The 20,419-nt window shown below is 71.3% G+C and carries 17 protein-coding genes, 1 rRNA gene and 1 pseudogene; 8 read left to right on the top strand and 11 right to left on the bottom strand.

Annotated features, from left to right (window positions below):
• Positions 1 to 190: 190 nt before the first annotated feature.
• The 4 genes from recN to M8I34_RS22725 all read right to left on the bottom strand — a co-directional run bounded on the left by recN (position 191) and on the right by M8I34_RS22725 (position 4,601).
• The gene (recN, locus tag M8I34_RS22710) at positions 191 to 1,918 is read right to left on the bottom strand and encodes a DNA repair protein RecN (RefSeq protein ID WP_250051840.1); all 1,728 of its coding nucleotides are present in this window, start codon (positions 1,916 to 1,918) and stop codon (positions 191 to 193) included.
• A gap of 589 nt (positions 1,919 to 2,507) precedes the next feature.
• On the bottom strand, positions 2,508 to 3,386 hold the full coding sequence (locus M8I34_RS22715; RefSeq protein ID WP_030078527.1) for an NAD kinase: 879 nt from the start codon (positions 3,384 to 3,386) through the stop codon (positions 2,508 to 2,510).
• Positions 3,387 to 3,445: 59 nt separating this feature from the next.
• The gene (locus M8I34_RS22720) at positions 3,446 to 4,261 is read right to left on the bottom strand and encodes a TlyA family RNA methyltransferase (RefSeq protein ID WP_250051800.1); all 816 of its coding nucleotides are present in this window, start codon (positions 4,259 to 4,261) and stop codon (positions 3,446 to 3,448) included.
• Between the two features lie 7 nt (positions 4,262 to 4,268).
• Entirely contained in the window at positions 4,269 to 4,601 is a 333-nt protein-coding gene (locus M8I34_RS22725) for a hypothetical protein (protein WP_250051802.1), read from the bottom strand.
• Positions 4,602 to 4,675: 74 nt separating this feature from the next.
• Here M8I34_RS22725 and M8I34_RS22730 point away from each other — a divergent pair, with 74 nt between their 5' ends.
• Positions 4,676 to 5,023, top strand: a complete 348-nt coding sequence (locus tag M8I34_RS22730) for an SCP2 sterol-binding domain-containing protein (protein ID WP_030078521.1) — start codon at positions 4,676 to 4,678, stop codon at positions 5,021 to 5,023.
• Here the strand turns inward: M8I34_RS22730 and M8I34_RS22735 are convergent.
• The 3 genes from M8I34_RS22735 to M8I34_RS22745 form a co-directional block, all read right to left on the bottom strand.
• Positions 5,007 to 5,888, bottom strand: a complete 882-nt coding sequence (locus M8I34_RS22735) for an ABC transporter ATP-binding protein (protein WP_250051804.1) — start codon at positions 5,886 to 5,888, stop codon at positions 5,007 to 5,009. The genes M8I34_RS22730 and M8I34_RS22735 overlap by 17 nt on opposite strands.
• A gap of 106 nt (positions 5,889 to 5,994) precedes the next feature.
• Positions 5,995 to 7,155, bottom strand: a complete 1,161-nt coding sequence (locus M8I34_RS22740; protein ID WP_374210970.1) for a FecCD family ABC transporter permease — start codon at positions 7,153 to 7,155, stop codon at positions 5,995 to 5,997.
• The gene (locus M8I34_RS22745) at positions 7,152 to 8,156 is read right to left on the bottom strand and encodes an iron ABC transporter permease (protein WP_250051806.1); all 1,005 of its coding nucleotides are present in this window, start codon (positions 8,154 to 8,156) and stop codon (positions 7,152 to 7,154) included. Before M8I34_RS22745 ends, M8I34_RS22740 begins: the two co-directional genes overlap by 4 nt.
• A gap of 111 nt (positions 8,157 to 8,267) precedes the next feature.
• On the opposite strand from M8I34_RS22745, the gene M8I34_RS22750 reads away from it, so the two are divergent.
• Both M8I34_RS22750 and M8I34_RS22755 read left to right on the top strand, forming a co-directional pair.
• Complete coding sequence (locus tag M8I34_RS22750; RefSeq protein WP_250051808.1) at positions 8,268 to 9,296, top strand: ABC transporter substrate-binding protein; 1,029 nt, start codon at positions 8,268 to 8,270, stop codon at positions 9,294 to 9,296.
• Positions 9,297 to 9,386: 90 nt separating this feature from the next.
• Positions 9,387 to 10,280 carry a siderophore-interacting protein gene (locus tag M8I34_RS22755; RefSeq protein ID WP_250051810.1) on the top strand — a complete coding sequence of 298 codons (894 nt, stop codon included), beginning with the start codon at positions 9,387 to 9,389 and terminating at the stop codon, positions 10,278 to 10,280.
• Positions 10,281 to 10,324: 44 nt separating this feature from the next.
• Here M8I34_RS22755 and M8I34_RS22760 read toward each other — a convergent pair whose 3' ends face one another.
• Positions 10,325 to 11,350 carry an HAD-IIA family hydrolase gene (locus M8I34_RS22760; protein WP_250051812.1) on the bottom strand — a complete coding sequence of 342 codons (1,026 nt, stop codon included), beginning with the start codon at positions 11,348 to 11,350 and terminating at the stop codon, positions 10,325 to 10,327.
• Between the two features lie 174 nt (positions 11,351 to 11,524).
• On the opposite strand from M8I34_RS22760, the gene M8I34_RS22765 reads away from it, so the two are divergent.
• From M8I34_RS22765 to M8I34_RS22785, 5 genes are all read left to right on the top strand, one after another.
• Positions 11,525 to 12,790 carry a DUF1015 family protein gene (locus tag M8I34_RS22765; protein ID WP_250051815.1) on the top strand — a complete coding sequence of 422 codons (1,266 nt, stop codon included), beginning with the start codon at positions 11,525 to 11,527 and terminating at the stop codon, positions 12,788 to 12,790.
• A 159-nt stretch (positions 12,791 to 12,949) separates the two neighbouring features.
• Positions 12,950 to 14,482 (top strand): aspartate aminotransferase family protein, encoded by a 1,533-nt coding sequence (locus M8I34_RS22770; protein WP_250051817.1) that lies wholly within the window; start codon positions 12,950 to 12,952, stop codon positions 14,480 to 14,482.
• Positions 14,483 to 14,528: 46 nt separating this feature from the next.
• Entirely contained in the window at positions 14,529 to 15,848 is a 1,320-nt protein-coding gene (locus M8I34_RS22775; RefSeq protein ID WP_250051819.1) for a lysine N(6)-hydroxylase/L-ornithine N(5)-oxygenase family protein, read from the top strand.
• Positions 15,845 to 16,414 carry a GNAT family N-acetyltransferase gene (locus M8I34_RS22780; RefSeq protein ID WP_250051821.1) on the top strand — a complete coding sequence of 190 codons (570 nt, stop codon included), beginning with the start codon at positions 15,845 to 15,847 and terminating at the stop codon, positions 16,412 to 16,414. Before M8I34_RS22775 ends, M8I34_RS22780 begins: the two co-directional genes overlap by 4 nt.
• A complete protein-coding gene (locus M8I34_RS22785; protein WP_250051823.1) occupies positions 16,411 to 18,228 on the top strand; it encodes an IucA/IucC family siderophore biosynthesis protein in 1,818 nt (605 codons plus the stop codon). The genes M8I34_RS22780 and M8I34_RS22785 overlap by 4 nt, the downstream gene beginning before the upstream one ends.
• A 95-nt stretch (positions 18,229 to 18,323) precedes the next feature.
• On the opposite strand, the gene M8I34_RS22790 is transcribed toward M8I34_RS22785, so the two are convergent.
• The 3 genes and pseudogenes from M8I34_RS22790 to rrf all read right to left on the bottom strand — a co-directional run bounded on the left by M8I34_RS22790 (position 18,324) and on the right by rrf (position 20,319).
• A complete protein-coding gene (locus M8I34_RS22790; RefSeq protein ID WP_250051844.1) occupies positions 18,324 to 19,082 on the bottom strand; it encodes a tetratricopeptide repeat protein in 759 nt (252 codons plus the stop codon).
• A 21-nt stretch (positions 19,083 to 19,103) separates the two neighbouring features.
• Positions 19,104 to 19,847: pseudogene (locus tag M8I34_RS22795) on the bottom strand (hypothetical protein); the annotation flags it as partial.
• 355 nt (positions 19,848 to 20,202) lie between these two features.
• Positions 20,203 to 20,319 (bottom strand): 5S ribosomal RNA (rrf, locus tag M8I34_RS22800).
• Between the last annotated feature and the right edge of the window lie 100 nt (positions 20,320 to 20,419).

The following is a 20,419-nucleotide window of genomic DNA, read 5'->3' on the forward strand; positions in this document are numbered from 1 at the left end:
CGGTCACGCGGCGGCCCGGACACGGCCTCCGCCCGCGCGTACCCCATGGCCGGCCACCGGCCTCCCCCGCACGCCGTAGCCCCAGCCACAGCCCCCAGTCCCAGGCCCAGGCCCAGCCACAGCCGACTCACAGCACCTCACAGCACCTCACAGCACCTCACAGCACCTCACGGCACTTCCCGCCGAGCGCTCAGCTGCCCGTACGCGCCGTCTCCAGCAGCTCCTCGGCGTGCGCGCGGGCCGTTTCGGAGTCCTCCTGGCCGGCCAGCATCCGGGAGAGTTCGCGGACCCGCTCCTCGCCCTCCAGCACCTTGACACCGCTCCTGGTGACCGATCCGTCGTTCGTCTTCGCCACGAGGAGCTGACGGTCCGCGAACGCCGCGACCTGCGGGAGGTGCGTGACGACCACGACCTGCGCCGACTTCGCGAGCCTGGCCAGCCGCCTGCCGACCTCGACGGCCGCCTTGCCGCCCACCCCCGCGTCGACCTCGTCGAACAGGTAGGTCGGTACGGGGTCGGAACCGGCGAAGACCACCTCGACGGCGAGCATCACCCGGGAGAGCTCACCGCCGGACGCCCCCTTGGCGATCGGCCGGGGCGGCGCGCCCGGATGCGGGGCCAGCAGAAGCTCGACCTCGTCGGCACCGGCCGGTCCGTAGGCCACGGTGCGGCCGCCGACCTCGATGCCGTCGGCGTCCTCCGCGACCTCGGTCTGGCGGATCTCGACGGTCACACGGGCGTGCGGCATAGCCAGCTCGGCCAGTTCGGCGGTGACCGCATCGGCGAAACGCTTCGCGGACGCCGTGCGGGCATCGGTCAACGTTTGTGCCAGTTCGCCCAGTTCGGCACGGAGCGCGTCGCGCTCGGCGGCCAGTTCACCGATCCGGTCGTCGTCGCCGTCCAGTTCGGCGAGCCGGCCGGCGCTCTCCTCGGACCAGGCCAGCACCGCCGCGATGTCCTGTCCGTATTTGCGGGTCAGATGGTTCAGCGCGGCACGGCGCTCCTCGACCGCGGCGAGCCGCAACGGGTCGGCGTCCAGACCGTCCGCGTAGCTGGCCAGCTCACCTGCGACGTCCGCCATCAGGATGCCGATCTCGCCGAGCCGCTCGGCGAGCGCGGACAGCTCCTGATCGTGGCTGCGTACGGCCTCCAGCGCGCGGTGTGCGCCGGCGACCAGGGTGGTGGCCTCGATGCCCTCGGGGTCCTCTGGATTGCCGGCCAGCGCGGCATGCGCGGCGGTCGCCGCGGAGGCCAGTGCCTCGGCGTGACCGAGCCGCTCGGCTTCGGCGGCGAGTTCGGTGTCCTCGCCGGGCTGCGGCTCGGCCTCCGCGATCTCGTCGAGGCCAAAACGCAGCAGATCGGCCTCTTGTGAACGCTCGCGGGCCCGGGTCGTCAGCTCGTCCAGCTCGGTGGCGACGGCGCGCAGTCTGCGGTGGGCGGCGGTGTACTTGGCGAGCGGTACGGCGACCGTGTCCCCGGCGTAGCGGTCCAGGGCCTGGCGCTGCCGGGCCGGGCGCAGGAGGCCCTGCTGGTCGGTCTGTCCGTGTACGGCGACCAGGTCGTCGGCCAACTCCGCCAGCAGGCCGACCGGTACGGAGCGGCCGCCGACGTGGGCGCGCGAACGGCCCTCGGCGGAGAGCGTGCGACTGATCAGCAGCGCGCCGTCGTCCAGCTCCGCGCCGGCCTCCTCGGCCCGTACGGCAGCGGGGGTCTGGGGGCCGACGCTGATCCTGCCCTCCACGACCGCCGACTTGGCGCCGATCCGCACCAGGGCGGGGTCGGCGCGCCCGCCGAGCAGCAGGCCGAGGCTGGTGACGACCATGGTCTTGCCCGCGCCCGTCTCGCCGGTCACCGCCGTGAAGCCCGGGGAAAGCTCGACAACGGCGTCGTCAATGACACCCAGGGACCGGATCCGCATCTCCTCCAACACGGATACGACCTTACGAGGTCCGGGGGCCGCCCCGCGACGGCCTCCCTCACTCCTGCCCCCGACCCTGCGGAAAACCGCAGCGGAAAACGGGCGGATTGCCTCATGGCGCGCGATCACGCTCTGCCGTCCGGCCGATCACAGTCCGGGACGAGAGGTGAGCTCCCGTCGAGTGGACCGGCGCCTTCGGTACCGCGTGGCCGTCGTCCGGGCCGGAACCGGAACACCACTCGCATTTGCCCAGGCAGGGGCGGTGACGCGGGGTGCGGCGACCGCTGCCCGTGCTTCGATGGCGATGCTCCTTGCGACCGCGGCGGACGGCGTTCAGACGGCGTTCCCGGCCACCGCGCGGCGGGCCGGACCGGCAGGCCACAGCATCGGGGCACGGCCGCCGCCCCGCTCCCCGGCGCGATCTACTCGATCCATATGTCGATATGCAAAGTCGCCTCGACGAGGAGAACGGTCACGCCCCGCCCCCTGAAGGCCCCACCCAAACCCTGAAAGCCCCGCCCAGGAGGCACGTACAGGGGCAGGAGGCACATCCAGGGAACTGTCCGGCCATGACCTGCCGGGGCAGGTCCTAGTGCGGCGCCCCCCGCCACCCCGCTACCGGGAGGGCGAACTTGGCCACCAGGCGGTCCGTGAAGGAGGCATGGTGCAGACGGGCAAGGCGTACGGGGACGGCGCCGCGGCGGACCTCTACGCGGGCGCCCGCGGGGAGTTCCACGGTGCGGCGGCCGTCGCACCACAGGACACCGTGCGGGGTCTTGGGCTGGACCTCCACCGCCAGGACGGAACGCGGCGAGGTGATCAGCGGCTTGGCGAACAGGGCGTGGGCGCTGATCGGAACCATCAGCAGGGCCTCGACCTCGGGCCAGACCACGGGACCGCCGGCCGAGAACGCGTACGCGGTCGAGCCGGTCGGTGTCGCGCAGACCACCCCGTCGCCGCCGAAGCGCGAGACGGGCCGGCCGTCGACCTCGGTCACGACCTCCAGCATCCGCTCCCGCGCGGCCTTCTCCACCGACGCCTCGTTCAGGGCCCAGTCGGTGTGCACGACATTGCCGTTGTTGCGTACGAGGACGTCGATCGTCATCCGCTCCTCGACCTCGTAGGCGCGGGTGACGACCCGGTCGACGACCTTGTCGAGGTCGTCGCGTTCGGCCTCCGCGAGGAAGCCGACCCGGCCGAGGTTGACGCCGAGCATCGGGACGCCGGACGTCCTGGCGAAGTCCGCGCCGCGCAGCAGCGTGCCGTCCCCGCCCAGGACCACCAGCAGTTCGCAGCCCTCGGCCGCGCACTGTTCCGACTCGACGCGCTCGACCGACGGTGGCAGCGGCAGGTCCGCCGCCTCCTCCGCCAGCACCCGCACCCCGATGCCGCTGCGCAGCAGCCCCTGGACGACGCGTTCGGCGCTGCGGATGGCCGCGGGGCGGCCGGTGTGCGCGAGCAGGAACACCGTCCGCGCGGTTCCGGTGTTCTCGTGTGCTGCGTTGCCTTCAACTGCCTGGGTAGTGGTCAACGAGGCCCCTCCGCCACTGCACGGTCGACGTCCGCCGGGTCGAGTGCAGGCGCCCCGGCGCGCAGCCACAGAAAGTACTCGACATTCCCGGAAGGTCCAGGCAGTGGGCTCGCAGTTACGCCAAGTACGCCAAATTCCAGTTCTGCCGCCCGCCGCGCGACAGCGCGTACCGCCTCGGCCCGCAGCTCCGCGCTGCGCACCACCCCGCCGCTGCCCAGCCGCTCCTTGCCGACCTCGAACTGCGGCTTGACCATCAGCACCAGGTCCGCGTCGGGCGCCGCGCACCGCGCCAGCGCGGGCAGCACGAGCCCCAGCGGAATGAACGAGAGATCGCCGACGATGAGATCGACGGGCTGGGAGTCGATCTGTTCGAGGGTCAGCTCGCGCACGTTGGTGCGGTCCTTCACGGTGACCCGCTCATCGCTCTGCAACGACCAGGCGAGCTGTCCGTATCCGACGTCGACGGCGACGACATGATCCGCACCGGCGCGCAGCAGGACATCGGTGAAACCACCGGTCGAGGCGCCCGCGTCCAGCGCCCGCCGGCCCTCGGTCTTCAGACCGAGCGGCACGAAGGCGGCAAGGGCACCGGCGAGCTTGTGCCCGCCGCGCGAGACATAGTCGGGGTCGCCCTCGTCCTCGCGTACGACCACCGCCGCGCTGGTCTCCACCTGGGTGGCCGGTTTGGTCGCGGTCGCACCGCCGACGGTCACCCGGCCCGCGGCGATCAGCTGGCTCGCGTGCTCGCGCGAACGGGCCAGCTTGCGGCGCACCAGCTCCGCGTCGAGTCGGCGTCGTGCCACTCCTGCCACCTGTGGTTCAGCTCCTGTTGTCGTGCGGCGTCGAGAAAGTCGGGGAAGGTGCGGGCGGCCCGGGGTGCTGGTCGAGACCGGCCAGCACATCGCGCAGCCCACGATGCACATCCTCGTACACCCGCAGGTGTCCGCTCGCGGGGAGGTGGTCCGCATCGGCGAGACGGCGCAGCGCGGTGTCGACCGCGGCCTCACCGGTCGGTGTCGTCCCCACTCCGATCGGCTGCGGCCCGGCGGGTCCGCCCGGCTCCGCCGCGGCGTCCGGCCGGGTGTGACCGTCCGGCTCCGGCGCGGCTTCCGCGGGCGCCTCCGGCTCCGGGCCGGACATCGGCTGTTCCATGCCTCCGACGCTACCTTGGCGAAGGCTGACAAGGACGAACGAGCCGTCCCCGACCTGGCGTATCGTCGATCACGATGGCAACCCTCGACCAGTGCCGTGCCGCTCTCGACCGGCTGGCCCAGAATCTTTCCTCGGCGGACGGCAACGTCCGCAGCGCAGCCGCGTTCGACCGTTCGCTCAGCTGCCGCATCACGGACCTCGACGTGACCTTCCTCGGGCGGCTGTCCCACGGCGCCATCCAGGATGTGGCCAGCGTCCCCGGCCCGCCTCCGCACAAGGCCGAGATCCGCCTGTCCATGGCCGGTGACGACCTCGTCGACCTGGTCGACGGCAAGCTGAACTTCGCCAAGGCCTGGGGCAGCGGTCGCGTCAAGCTGGAGGCCGGCCTGCGCGACCTGCTGCGGCTCAGGACACTGCTGTAGTTGCAGCCTCGCCCTTCGCGGTGTCCCCGGCCCGCTCCGGCTTCTCCGCCGACGCCCGGCCGCTTCCGGTGCCGCCCTTACGGGGCTTGCGGGCGGCCGGGACGACCAGCGGGGTGCCGCTCTCCGGGTCCTCGATGATCTGGCAGCTGAGCCCGAAGACCCGTTCCACCAGCTCCGCCGTGACGATGTCGGAGGGCGCGCCCTCGGCGACGACGGCGCCGTCCTTCATGGCGATCAGATGGGTCGCGTAACGGGCCGCGTGGTTGAGGTCGTGCAGCACCGCGACCAGCGTCCGGCCCTGCTCCTCGTGCAGCTCGGCGCACAGGTCCAGCACCTCGATCTGGTGCTGGATGTCCAGATACGTCGTCGGCTCGTCGAGCAGGAACAGCGGTGTCTGCTGGGCGAGCGCCATCGCGATCCACACCCGCTGCCGCTGCCCGCCGGAGAGCTCGTCGACATAGCGGTCGGCCAGCTCGGCGATCCCGGTGGCCGCCATCGACTCCTGGACGATCCGCTCGTCATCGGCCGACCACTGCCGCAGCAGCCCCTGGTGCGGGTAGCGGCCGCGCGCCACCAGGTCGGCGACGGTGATGCCGTCCGGTGCGATCGAGGACTGCGGCAGCAGCCCGAGCGTCCTGGCGACCTTCTTGGCCGGCAGCGAGGAGATGGCGGAGCCGTCCAGCAGCACCGACCCCGTGGCCGGCTTGAGCATCCGCGAGAGCGCGCGCAGCAGCGTGGACTTGCCGCAGGCGTTCGGGCCGACGATGACCGTGAAGGACTGGTCGGGGATGGCGACCGAGAGGTTCTCGGCGATGACCCGCTGGTCGTAGGCGAGGGTGACATGCTCGGCCGTGAGACGGCTCACTTCGGAACTCCTGGGGTTGTCGTAACTCTGCTGTTGCGCGGCTGCCGGCCGTTGCGCGGCGTGCACCGCTGTGGCGTCGCCCGGCCCACGGGTCGCCCCCGGCCGCTCATATCCGTCCCGACTTGCGCTCCGTGGCCAGCAGCCACAGCAGATAGCCGCCGCCGAGGACACCGGTCAGCACGCCCACCGGCAGCTGGTCGGCGCCGAAGAGCCGTTGTGCGGTCCAGTCCGCGCCGACCAGCAGCACGGCACCCATGAGGGCGGACAGCAGCAGATTGGGGCCGGGCAGGGGCGCACCCCGGCCCGTGCCCTTGAGGAAGCGCGGGAGCGACAGCCGCCGGGCCAGCTGCGGTGCGGTGAGTGCCACGAAGGAGATCGGCCCGGCCGCGGCGGTGGCGGCGGCGACGAGCACGACCGCCGCCAGCAGAACGACGATGCGGACCCGGTCGACCCGTACGCCCAGCGCGCTCGCGGCGTCGTCGCCCATCTCCAGCATGCGCAGCGGACGCCCGTAGCACAGCAGCAGCGGGACGAGGACGACGCAGACGGCGGCGAGCGGCCGGAGCTGGTCCCAGTCACGGCCGTTGAGGGAACCGGTCATCCAGGTGGTGGCCCGGGTCGCCTCGACGATGTTCGCCTTGGTCAGCAGGAAGAGCACCATCGCGTAGAGCATCGCGCCGGCGCCGATGCCGACGAGGACGAAGCGGTAGCCGTGGATCCCGCGCTTCCATGCGAGCAGGAAGATCGCGATGCCGGTGAGCACGCCGCCGACGACCGCTCCGGCGGCGACCGCGAAGGTCCCCGCCTGGAAGTAGACGATGGCGACCAGCGCGCCGACGGACGAACCCTGCGCGAATCCGAGGACGTCCGGGCTGCCCAGCGGGTTGCGCGAGACGGTCTGGAAGACCGCCCCGGCGATCCCGAACGCGGCGCCGACCAGCAGCCCCACCAGCACGCGCGGCAGCCGCAGATCCTGCACGATGAACACCTGGCCGGCGTTGCCGCCGCCGGTCAGCGTGCTGATCACCTCGGCCGGGGTCATCGGGTAGTCACCGGAGCCGATCAGTGCGATACCGGCGGCCAGCGCGACGGCCAGCAGCACCGCTCCGACCACCACGGCGGGCACGTCCAGGCGCACGGACAGCCCGCCCCTGGTACGCAGCACCGTGACCCGCCGGGCCGTCCCCGCCCGCCGTCCGCGCCCGGCCTTCGCGGCCGCCCCGGTCTCCTCCTCGGTGCCCTTCCGGGACTTCACAGTCGCGCTCACAGCTGGGCCATCCTCCGACGCCGTACGAGATAGATGAAGACGGGGCCGCCGACGACGGCCGTGACGATGCCGACCTGTAGTTCGCCGGGCCGGGCCACCACCCGGCCGAGGACATCCGCGCCGAGCAGCAGGACCGGCGAGAGCACCGCGGAGTACGGCAGGATCCAGCGCATGTCGGGCCCGGTGATGGCCCGTACGGCATGCGGAACCATCAGGCCCACATAGACGATCGGGCCGCAGGCGGCGGTCGCCCCGCCGCACAGCAGGGTGACGGCGAGCATCGCCAGCACCCGGGTGCGGGTCAGCCGGGCACCCAGCGCCCGCGCCTGGTCGTCGCCGAGCGCGAGGGCGTTCAGCGGCCGGGCGATCAGCAGCGCGAGGAGGCCGCCCACCGCGAGAAATGGCGCGATATGGCTGACCGTCGGCATGGTGGCCGCGGCCAGCGAACCCACCGTCCAGAAGCGCATCTTGTCCAGCGCCGCGGTGTCCATCAGGTTGACGGCGTTGATGTAGCCGACGAGGACGGCGGTCAGCGCGGTACCGGCGAGGGCGAGCCGTACGGGGGTGGCGCTGCGGGTGCCGCCGAGGACGTACACCGCGACGGAGACCACCGCGGCGCCGGCGAACGCGAACCACACATAGCCGCTCAGCGAGGTGACGCCGAAGAAGCTGATGGCGGAGACGACCGCGGCCGAGGCGCCGGCGTTGATGCCGAGAACTCCGGGGTCCGCGAGGGGGTTTCGGGTCAGCGCCTGCATGACCGTGCCGGCCAGACCGAGCGCGGCGCCGACGATCAGGCCGAGCAGGGTGCGGGGAAAGCGGACATCGCGGATGACCACGTCGGTGTCGGAGCCGGAGTAGTGGAACACCCCGTGCCACACCTGGTCGAGGGGGATCTGTTTCGCGCCGACGGCGATACCGAGGACGGTGATCACGGCCAGTACGGCCACGGCGGCCACCAGCCCCGCGGAGCGCAGGAGATGCCGCCTCCGGGGGGTCACGGGGACCGGGGCCGTTGTTGCTTCGGGGGGACTGTCAACCAACACGATGGTTAGGTTAGCCTACCCTCACATTCGATTGACCCGCCCCTCCCAGAGAGAAGCACAACCATCATGAGCACCTCCCGTAGCGTCACCCCGTCCCGTCGCGGCATCCTGGCCGCGGGCGGTGCCCTCGGCATCGGCGCCCTGCTTGCCGCATGCGGCGGAGACAAGGGCTCGGGGGGCGCCAACAGCAACGCCAAGACGGGCCCGTGGTCGTTCACCGACGACCGTAAGCAGAAAGTGTCCCTCAAGAACACCCCGCAGCGCATCGTCGCCTTCACCGGCACCGCCGCCGCACTGCACGACTTCGGGATCGACGACCAGATCGTCGGCGTCTTCGGCCCCACCAAGCTCAAGAACGGCAAGCCCGACCCGCAGGCCGGTGACCTGGATGTCGACAAGGTCACCATCATCGGCAACGCCTACAACCAGTTCAACGTCGAGAAGTACGCGGCCCTGCGGCCCGACCTGCTGGTCACGAACATGTACGAGCCGGACGCGCTGTGGTTCGTACCGGACGACAGCAAGGACAAGATCACCCCGCTGGCGAAGACCGTCGCCATCACCTCGTCCCGGGTCCCGCTCGTCAAGATCATCGAGCGCTACGCCGACCTGGCGAAGTCGCTCGGCGCCGACCTGAACGCCAAGAAGGTCACCGACGCCAAGGCCCGCTTCGAGAAGGCCTCCGCGGCGCTGCGCAAGGCCGCCAAGTCCCACCCGGTCAAGGTGCTCGCCTGCTCCGGCAGCCCCGACCTCTTCTACGCCTCCAACCCCGGCATCAACGCCGACCTCATGTACTACAAGTCCCTCGGCGTCGACCTGATCGTCCCCGACCACCTGGACAAGGGCGGCTACTTCGAGAGCCTGAGCTGGGAGAACGCCGACAAGTACAAGGCCGATGTCCTGCTGCTGGACAACCGGACCGCCACCCTCCAGCCCAAGGAACTGGCTGCCAAGCCCTCCTGGGCGAAGCTGCCCGCCGTCAAGGCCGGCCAGATCACCCCCTGGTCGAGCGAGCCGCGCTTCTCCTACGCGGGCGCCGCACCGCTCATCGAGTCGCTCGCCAAGGCGATCGAGGGCGCCAAGAAGGCCAACTGACGTACGGCCGCGGCCGATCCGCCGCCCCCCGGCCGCAGCGGTCCGCCGCGGCCCCGCCCACCCCTGCCACCGTCCCGGGAGGTTCCCCGCATGACCACGACCGCCGCCCCCTCCACCGCACCGTTCCGCTTCTTCGATGTGCACGTCGTGCGGTCCCGGCGGCTGAGCCCCTCCATGGTGCGGATCACTTTCGGCGGCGAACGGCTCGCGGAGCTGGCCTCCGGCGGCCGGGACCAGCGCTTCAAGCTCTTCCTCCCGCAGCCCCACCAGGACTCGCCGGTCTTCCACGACACCGGCGACGGCTGGTACACCGCCTGGCGGGCGCAGGATCCGGCCGAGCGCGCGGTGATGCGCTCGTACACGATCCGCGAACAGCGCCCCGATTCAGGGGAGTTCGACGTCGACTTCGCGCTGCACGGCGCCGGGCCGGGGGCCGCTGCCACGGCGGGCGGACCCGCCTCCCGCTGGGCCGCCCACGCCCGGCCCGGCGACCGGCTGACCGTCCTCGGCCCGGCCGTCGAGGACAACGGCGGCGTCGACTTCCGGCCGCCGGCCGGCACCGACTGGATCCTGATCACCGGCGACGAGACGGCACTGCCCGCGATCGCCGGCATCCTGTCCTGGCTCTCCCCCGGCACCCGGGCCAAGGTCTGGATCGAGATCGCGCACGAGGACGACCGGCAGCGGCTGCCGACCTTCGCCGATGCCGACATCAGCTGGCTCGTCCGGGACGAGGCGAGTGCCGCGGGCGGCGAGCCGGTGCTCGACGCACTGCGCGCCGCCGAGCTGCCCGAGGGCACGCCGTACGCCTGGGTCGCCGGCGAGTCCGGGACCGTCAAGGCGGTGCGCCGGCACCTCGTCCGCGAGCGCGGGATCGACCGCAGGGCCGTGAAGTTCACCGGCTACTGGCGCCGGGGCGCCACCGAGGAGGACCTGATCGCGGAGCTGACCGCGGCCGCCGCGACGACCACCGACGAGGACTGATCCGCCCGTCAAAGGCCCGGCCCCCAGGAGCCGGGCCCCCTTCCTCACATCCCGATCCGCGCCAGCGCCTTCCCCGCGTCCGCCCCGCAACTGCCGTCCCCCGCAGCCGTCCAGGCCGCCGCGCACAGCGCCCGCAGCCCGTCCACCGGCGTCCCCTCCCCCGTCACGACGAGCGCGTCGCCGGCCGCCTCGGCCCGCCAGCCGCCACAGCGGAAGCCGCCGTCGTCCGCGGTCACCTCGGGCTGCGGGCTCAGCAGCCCGCGCAGGTCCCGGTCCACGTAGGCGGGACGGTGCTGCGGCGGGGCGGCCAGCAGCTCGGCGGGGGTGGTGACACCGGTGAGCACGAGCAGCGAGTCGACCTCGCCGTTGGTGGCGCCCTCGATGTCGGTGTCGAGCCGGTCGCCGATCACCAGCGGCCGCCGCGCCCCGGTCCGCAGCACCGTCTCCCGGTGCATCGGCGGCTGCGGCTTGCCCGCCACCTGCGGCGATCCGCCCGCCGCGATCCGGACCACCTCCACCAACGCACCGTTGCCGGGGGCGATCCCCTGCTCCTTGGGGATCGTCAGATCGGTGTTGGACGCGAACCACGGCACGCCGCGCTGCACCGCGTACGCGGCCTGCGCCAGCCGCTCCCAGTCCAGCGAGGGGTCAAAGCCCTGCACCACGGCCGCCGGGTCGTCGTCCGCGGAGCGGACGGGTTCGAGACCACGCTCGCGCAGCGCCACCCACAGCCCCTCACCGCCGACGGCCAGCACCCGCGCGCCCGGCGGCACCTGCTCGGCGATCAGCCGTGCCACCGCCTGCGCCGAAGTGATCACATCGTCCGGACCGGTCGGCAGCCCGAAACCGGAGAGTTGGCCGGCGACGGCCTGCGGGGTCCGGGCGGCGTTATTGGTCACATATGCGAGGTGCATACCGCCGTCCCGCGCGCTCGTCAGCGACTCCACGGCATGCGCGATGGCCTGTCCGCCGGCGTAGACGACCCCGTCCAGATCCAGCAGCGCCGTGTCATACGCCTCGCTCAGCGCGCGCCGGCACCCGTCGGGCTGCCTGCGAACCTGCTCCTCCATGCCGTCCGGCTCCTCACTCCCACACGTCGTACGAAGAACTCCGCCGCGTACCGGGGGCACGCTCACCGCGCCGCCGGATGCACAGTTCTCCGTATCGCGCATACCGATATTTCCAGCCACGCACGGGCTGTGCCCCGATCTTCCCTCATCGGCCCGGCGGCATAGCATTCTTCAATGACCAGTACCGACGGCCTCCGCCTTCTCCCGTTCCGCGGACTGCGTTACGACCAGGACCGGGTCAGCAGTCTGACCGCCGTGACGTCCCCGCCCTATGACGTGGTGGTCCGGCCGGACGGCGTGCGCCACTTGGAGACCGCCGACCCGTACAACATCGTCCGGCTGATCCTCCCGCACGCCGCGGACCCGACCACCCGCCACCGCCAGGCCGCCGACACCCTGCGCCGCTGGCGCGCCGAGGGCGTGCTGACGCAGGACGCGGAGCCGGCGCTGTACGTCTACGAGCAGCGCTCCGGCGAGCTGCTCCAGCGCGGGCTGATCGGGGCGCTGGGCCTGGACGGTCCCGTGCTGCCGCACGAGGGCGTCATCCCGGAGGTGGTCGAGGACCGGGCCGCCCTGATGCGCGCGGCGGCCGCCAATTTCGAACCGTTGCTGCTGTCCTACCGCGGCCAGGGCACCGCGACCGGCGCCGCCGCGGTCATCGAACGCACGGTGGAGCGCGACCCGCTGCTGGCCACCACCACCGAGGACGGCTTCGCGCACCGCCTCTGGGCGGTCACCGACCCCGCCGACCTCGACGCCATCCACGACGATCTCGGCCGCCGGCAGGCGCTGATCGCCGACGGCCACCACCGCTGGGCGACCTATCAGCGGCTGTACGAGCAGCAGCCCGGCGCCAGCGCCGCCTCGCCGTGGGCCTCCGGCCTGGTGCTGCTGGTCGACACCGCCCGCTACCCGCTCCAGGTCCGCGCGATCCACCGCGTACTGCCGCATCTGCCGCCCGCCAAGGCGCTGGCGGACCTGGCCGGTGCCTTCCGCGCCCGCAGCCTCCCGGGGGACCTGCCGACCGCGCTGGAGACCCTCCAGGAGACGCCCGGCACCGCCTTCGTCCTCGCCGGCGGGCCGGACTCCTTCCACCTCCTGGACCGTCCCGACCCCGGCCTGCTGGACCGTACGATCCGCCGGGACCGGCCCGAGGCCTGGCGGCAGCTGGACGCCACGGTGCTGCACTCCGTCCTGCTGGACGAGGTCTGGCACATCCCTGACCACCCGTCGGACATCAGCTATCTGCATCACACCGGGGCCGCCGTCGAACAGGCCGCCCGGCACGGCGGCACCGCGGTCCTGATGCGCGCCACCTCCGAGGAGACGGTCCGTCAACTCGCCGAGCACGGGGTGACGATGCCGCGGAAGTCCACGTCCTTCGGACCCAAGCCCGCCACGGGTCTGGTCCTGCGCGTCCTGGACGACCGCGAAGCCTGAATCCCGGGGCCGGGCCCCTCCCCGGAACCCCGAACTCCACCCTGCGACGTAATTAGGTTAGGCTTACCTAACCACGTCGCCAGGGTGGGTCTCCCTGCCCCTGCGCACCTCTCGCCCTGCGCAGGACGTGGCCAAGTCCGCACCAGGGAGGACATCTTCATGAGTCCCCTCGCGCACCCCGCCGAGGACCCGGCCGACAGCCGGACATATCTGCTCAACGAGAAGACGGCCCCGCGCTACCACCGCGCGGTCACCGAGAGCGTCACACGGATCAGCGCCAAAATCGCCGGCACCGCCCGCCCGTTCACCGGCATCACCGTCGACGGCCTCGCGCCCGCCGTCTCCGGCGTCGACCTCGATGCCCCGCTGCACGACGCCGCCGCCGCGCTCGACGAACTCGAAGAGGTCTACCTCCGCGACGCCGTCTACTTCCACCACCCGCGCTACCTCGCGCACCTCAACTGCCCCGTGGTGATCCCCGCCCTCGTCGGCGAGGCCGTGCTCTCCGCCGTCAACTCCTCCCTGGACACCTGGGACCAGAGCGCCGGCGGCACCCTCATCGAGCGCCGGCTCATCGACTGGACGGCCGGCCGGATCGGCCTGGGCGAACACGCCGACGGGATCTTCACCAGCGGCGGCAGCCAGTCCAACCTCCAGGCCATGCTGCTCGCCCGCGACGAGGCCTGCCGCCGCGCGCTGACCGTCGACGACGCGCCCTCCGACGCCCGGCTCACGGACGTCCTTCCCCGGCTGCGGATCCTCACCTCCGAGTGCAGCCACTTCAGCATCCGCAAGTCGGCCACCCTGCTCGGCATGGGCGCGGAGGCCGTCATCGCGGTCCCCAGCGACGAGAACAAGCGGATGCGCACCGACAGCCTGGCCGCGGAGCTGGCGCGCTGCCACCGCGACGGCCTGATACCCATGGCCGTCGTCGCCACCGCCGGCACCACCGACTTCGGCTCCATCGACCCGCTCCCCGAGATCGCCGACCTGTGCGCCGGGTACGACGCCTGGATGCATGTCGACGCCGCCTACGGCTGCGGCCTGCTGGTCTCCCGCCGCCGCGCGCTGCTCACCGGCATCGAGCGCGCCGACTCGGTGACCGTCGACTACCACAAGTCCTTCTTCCAGCCGGTCAGTTCGAGCGCCATCCTGGTCCGCGACCGCACCACCCTGCGGCATGTCACCTACCACGCGGACTATCTCAATCCGCGCCGCATGGTGGAGAAGCGCATCCCCAACCAGGTCGACAAGTCGATCCAGACCACCCGCCGCTTCGACGCCCTCAAGCTCTGGCTCACCCTGCGCATCATGGGCGCCCGCGCCGTCGGGGAGCTCTTCGACGAGGTCATCGACCGCGCCGCGGACGCCTGGAAACTCCTCCACGACGACCCCCGCTTCGACGTCGTCGTCGAGCCCCGGCTGAGCACCCTGGTCTTCCGCTACGTCCCCAGCACCGACCAGGACCCCGAACTCAGCGACCGGGTCAATCTGCACGCCCGGGACGCCCTCTTCGCCTCCGGTGACGCCATCGTCGCGGGCACCGTCGTCGACGGCCGCCACTACCTCAAGTTCACCCTGCTCAACCCGGAGACCACGCTGGAGGACATCGCCACCGTCCTCGACCTGATCGCCGAGCACGCCGGCGCCTACCTCGCCGAACAGCCCCGCCCGGCGCTCAGCGCGCGCTGACCCTCCCCACCGTCCCCACCGCAGACCTCCCCCCATCGGAGACCTCGTGTCCGCCCCTTACGACTTCATCGCCATCGGCCTGGGCCCGTTCAACCTCGGCCTGGCCTGTCTGACCGAGCCGATCGACGGACTCGACGGCCTGTTCCTGGACGACAAGGCGTCCTTCGACTGGCACCCCGGCATGATGCTGGACAGCAGCCACCTCCAGGTGCCGTTCCTGGCCGACCTGGTCACCCTCGCCGATCCCACGTCCCCCTTCTCGTTCCTGAACTACCTCAAGGAATCGGGGCGGCTGTACCCGTTCTACATCCGCGAGAACTTCTATCCGCTGCGCGCCGAGTTCAACGACTACTGCCGCTGGGCGGCCGGGAAACTGGACAGCGTCCGCTTCGGCCACCGGGTCACCACCGTCGAGTACGACGAGAGCGAAGAGCTGTACACCGTCCTCGCCGAGCACCTCCCCACCGGCGAGCGCACCACCTACCGCGCCCGCAAGCTCGTCCTGGGCACCGGCACCCCGCCCTACCTCCCCGACGCCTGCCAGGGCCTGGGCGGCGATCTGCTGCACAACGCCGACTACCTGGACGCCAAGGCCACCCTCCAGGCCAAGGACTCCATCACGCTGATCGGCAGCGGCCAGAGCGCCGCCGAGATCTACTACGACCTCCTCCAGGACATCGACAGCCACGGCTACCACCTGACCTGGGCCACCCGCTCCCCGCGCTTCTTCCCCCTCGAATACACCAAGCTCACGCTGGAGATGACCTCCCCGGAGTACGTGGACTACTTCCACGCCCTCCCCGCGGCCACCCGCGACCGGCTCAACACCGAGCACAAGAACCTCTACAAGGGCATCGACTCCGAGCTGATCAACGACATCTTCGATCTGCTCTACCAGAAGAACCTGGCCGGCCCCGTCCCCACCCGCCTGCTCACCAACACCGCGCTGCACCAGGCGGGTTACGACGAGACGAGCGGCACCTACACGCTCGGCCTGCGCCAGGAGGAACAGGGCACCGACTTCACCCTCGACACCCAGGGCCTGATCCTCGCCACCGGCTACCGCTACCGCGTACCGGACTTCCTCACCCCCGTGAGCGACCGCATCGCCTGGGACGACTCCGGCCGCTACGACGTGGCGCGCAACTACAGCATCGACACCGGCGGCCACAGCATCTACGTGCAGAACGCCGAGCTGCACACCCACGGCTTCGTCACCCCCGACCTCGGCATGGCCGCGTACCGCAACGCCTGCATCATCCGAGAGCTGCTCGGCCGCGAGTACTACCAGGTCGAAAAGTCCGTCGCCTTCCAGGAATTCGCCGCCCCGGCCGGCCCGCACCACCCCATGGAGATCCCCGCATGAGGCCCCCGCTCTTCACCCGCACCGATGCCGCGCTCGGGGAGTTCTCGCTGCGCCCGGTCGACCCGTCCGCCGACGCCGAGCTGCTCCACCGCTGGGTCACCCACCCCAAGGCCACCTTCTGGCTGATGCAGGAGTGCGACCTCGCCGCCGTCGAGAAGGAGTTCGCGCGGATAGCCGCCGACCCCTTCCACGACGCCTTCCTCGGCCTGCACAACGGCACCCCGGCCTTCCTCATGGAGCGCTACGACCCCGCGCACCGCGAACTGGTCGGCGTCCACGCCGCCGAACCCGGCGACGTCGGCATGCACTTCCTGTCGGCCCCCACCGACGCCCCCGTGCACGGCTTCACCCTCGCCGTGATCACCACCGTCATGGAGATGCTCTTCGCCGACCCGGACACCCGCCGTGTCGTCGTCGAGCCCGACGCCCGCAACACCGCCGTACACGCCCTCAACAAGGCCGTCGGCTTCGAGGTCCTGCGGACCGTTTCGCTCCCCTCCAAAGACGCCTGCCTCAGCACCTGCACCCGCGACCAGTTCCTGGCCACCCGAGGAGACCACCGATGACCGCCCCGTCCGACGGCAACCCGCACCTCTCCGCCCAGGACGCCGTCGCCCACCTCACCCCCGGCCTGTGGGCCCGCGCCAACCGCCTGCTGATCCGCAAGGGCCTGGCCGAGTTCTCCCATGAGCGGCTGCTCGCCCCCAAGCGCCTCCCGCAGGACGGCCAGTACGTCGTCCACAGCGACGACGGCGCCATCGCGTACCGCTTCGCCGCCCGCAGACTGGCCCTGGACCACTGGCAGATCGACGCCGAGAGCATCACCCGCCACCGGGACGACAGCGAACTCCCGCTGGACGCCGTGGCCTTCTTCATCGAACTGCGCGGCTCACTGGGCCTCGGCGACGAGATCCTGCCGGTCTACCTGGAGGAGATCAGCTCCACCCTCTCCGGCACCGCCTACAAACTCGCCGCCCAGCAGCCCACCGCCGCCGAACTCACCAAGTCCGGCTTCCAGGCCATCGAGACCGGCATGACCGAGGGCCACCCCTGCTTCGTCGCCAACAACGGCCGCCTCGGCTTCGGCATCCACGAGTACCACGCCTACGCCCCGGAAACCTCGAGCCCCCTGCGGCTCATGTGGCTCGCCGCCCACCGCGACCACGCCACCTTCACCGCCGGCGCCGACCTCGACTACGACACCCTCATCCGCGACGAACTCACCGACGAGACCCGCACCCGCTTCACCACCACCCTCACCGCCCTCGGCCTCGACCCCGCCGACTACTACTTCTTCCCCACCCACCCCTGGCAGTGGTGGAACAAGCTCTCCATCACCTTCGCCGCCGAAGTCGCCGAACAGCGCCTGGTGTGCCTGGGCCCCGGCGACGACGACTACCTGGCCCAGCAGTCGATCCGCACCTTCTTCAACACCACCAGCCCCGACAAGCACTACGTCAAAACGGCGCTCTCCGTCCTCAACATGGGCTTCATGCGCGGCCTGTCCGCGTCCTACATGGAGGCCACCCCGGCCATCAACGACTGGCTGGCCCGCCTGATCGCCGCGGACGACACCTTCCAGGCCGCCCGCTTCTCGATCATCCGTGAGCGCGCCGCCCTCGGCTACCGCCACCGCCAGTACGAGGCCGCCACCACCAAGGACTCCCCGTACCGCAAGATGCTCGCCGCCCTGTGGCGCGAGAGCCCCGTCCCCGCCCTCGAACCGGGCCGGCGCCTGGCCACCATGGCCTCCCTCCTCCACGTCGACCGCCACGGCGGCTCGTTCGCCGCCGCCCTGATCGAGGAGTCCGGCCTGGAGCCCGCCGTCTGGCTGCGCCGCTACCTCGACGCGTATCTCACCCCCGTGCTGCACTCCTTCTACGCCTACGACCTGGTCTTCATGCCGCACGGCGAGAACGCCATCCTGGTCATCGAGGACGGCGCCGTGGAGCGCGTGATCTTCAAGGACATCGCCGAAGAGATCGCCGTCATGGACCCCCAGGCGGTGCTGCCCCCCGCCGTCGAGCGCATCCGCGCCGACGTCCCCGAGGACAAGAAGCTGCTCTCGGTCTTCACCGATGTCTTCGACTGCTTCTTCCGCTTCCTGAGCGCCACCCTCGCCGACCTCGGCACCCTCGACGAGGACACCTTCTGGCGCACGGTCGCCGACTGCGTCACCGACTACCAGGCGTCCGCCCCGCACCTCGCCGACAAGTTCCGCCAGTACGACCTGTTCACCGACGAGTTCGGCCTCTCCTGCCTCAACCGCCTCCAGCTGCGCAACAACCAGCAGATGGTCGACCTCCAGGACCCCGCGGGCGCCCTCCAGCTCATCGGCACCCTCCGCAACCCCCTCGCCCCCTACGCACCGGCCTCCTGACCCTTCCCCCAAACACCGAAGGGCGGGACCCCCTCACAGGGATCCCGCCCTTCGGCCCATCACGTCAGGCACGTCATCTCACGACGCCGGCCGGCTCAGTCCTTCGCCGGCCCCTCGTCGTCCCGCGCACCCTCGTCCGCACCCTCGTCCGCGGCCTCGTCCAGCTCGTCGGCCTCATCCAGCGCGTCGGTGAACTCCACCCCGTCCAGCTCCGCGAGCCGGTCCGAGGCATCCGTCGTGCCGCCCTGGTCGGCCTCCAGCGCCTTGGCGAACCATTCGCGCGCCTCGTCCTCGCGCCCGACCGCCAGCAGCGCATCCGCGTACGCATACCGCAGCCGCGCCGTCCACGGGTGCACCGCACTCGACGCGAGCTCCGGGCTCTGCAACGTCACCACCGCGGCATCCGCCTGCCCCATGTCCCGCCGGGCACCCGCCGCGACCAGCCGCATCTCGACCTGTCCGGCCTTGTCGAGCTTCTGCACCTCGGGCTCGCCGGCCATGGCCATCGCCTTCTCCGGCCGCCCGAGACCACGCTCGCAGTCGGCCATGACGGGCCACAGCTCCACGCTGCCGGTCATCCGCCGCGCCGCGCGGAACTCCGCCAGCGCCTCGCTGTACTTGCCGACCGCGTACGCCGCGAAGCCCGCGGCCTCACGCACCGCCGCAACCCTGGACGCCAGCCGCAGCGCCACCCGCGAGTACCCGTACGCCTTCTCCGGGTCCTCGTCCAGCAGCTTCGCCACCATCACCAGGTTCTTGGCGACATCCTCGGCAAGAGTCTTCGGCAGGCTCAGCAGCTCCTGACGCACATCCTTGTCGATCTCGTCACCGGTGACATCCTCCGGAATCGGCAGCCGCTTGATCGGCTCCCGGTCCCGGTCCCGCCGGTCATCCCGCCGATCGTCCCGCCGGTCATCCCGCCCACGCCCCGCACCATACGGCCGACGCCCACGCTCATCATCCCTACGGAACCCACCCCGGTCGCCACCGCGGTACCCACCACGGTCACCACCGGAGGGACGGTCGTCCCTACGGAACCCACCGCGGTCACCACCGCGATCGTCGCGCCGGTCGCCACCGCGGAACCCGCCGCGGTCGCCACCGGACGGACGGTCATCCCTACGGAAACCGCCGCGGTCGTCGCGCCGGTCGCCACCGCGGTACCCACCACGGTCACCACCGGAGGGACGATCGTCCCTACGGAACCCACCCCGGTCGCCACCGCGGTCATCACGCCGATCGCCACCGCGGAATCCACCGCGGTCCCCACCCGACGGACGATCGTCACGACGGAAACCACCGCGGTCCCCGCCCGACGGACGGTCATCGCGACGGAAACCACCACGGTCCCCGCCCGACGGACGGTCGTCACGGCGGAAACCACCACGGTCACCACCGGAGGGACGGTCATCCCTACGGAACCCACCGCGGTCACCACCGGACGGACGGTCATCACGACGCTCGCCACCGCGATACCCACCACGGTCGCCACCCGACGGACGGTCATCACGACGGAAGCCGGGGCGGTCTCCACCCCGCTCATCGCGCCGGAATCCGCCGCCGCGCTCGTCATCGCGACGCGGTCCACGCGGCCGGTCGTCGCGACGGTCTCCCCCACGGAAACCACCGCGGTCGCCGCCGGACGGACGGTCATCACGACGGGCACCACCGCGGTCAGCACCGCGGTTGTCCCGCCCTGCGTAGCCGCCACCGCCGCCGGTCGGGCGGCCGCCGCGGTCGTTGTTGTCCCGACGCGGCCCCCGGTCGTCACGCCGGAAACCACCGCGGTCACCGTCGTCGCGCCGCTGCGGCCGGCGCTCCGAACGATCGTCGGAAGAGTTGGTGGACATCGACGTGCTCCTGTCTTAGGTACTGCATTCATTCTCACGCACCGACCACTTCGGCGCGCTTCGGCAAAACAAAAAGGACCCTTGGTCCCAGCATGAACGCTGGGACCAAGGGTCCTGAAAGATTGTTCGGCGGCGTCCTACTCTCCCACAGGGTCCCCCCTGCAGTACCATCGGCGCTGAAAGGCTTAGCTTCCGGGTTCGAAATGTAACCGGGCGTTTCCCTAACGCAATGACCACCGAAACCCTATCGGGTTCTAGCGAACAAGCACACTTTTTAGTTAAAAGAGTGGAACTTGGTTCAACCAGCGATTGCGACTGTTCGCAACCCGGGAACCACACAG

Origin of the sequence: Streptomyces sp. MCA2 (assembly GCF_023544705.1) — a bacterium.
In the GTDB taxonomy this organism is placed as follows: domain Bacteria; phylum Actinomycetota; class Actinomycetes; order Streptomycetales; family Streptomycetaceae; genus Streptomyces; species Streptomyces decoyicus.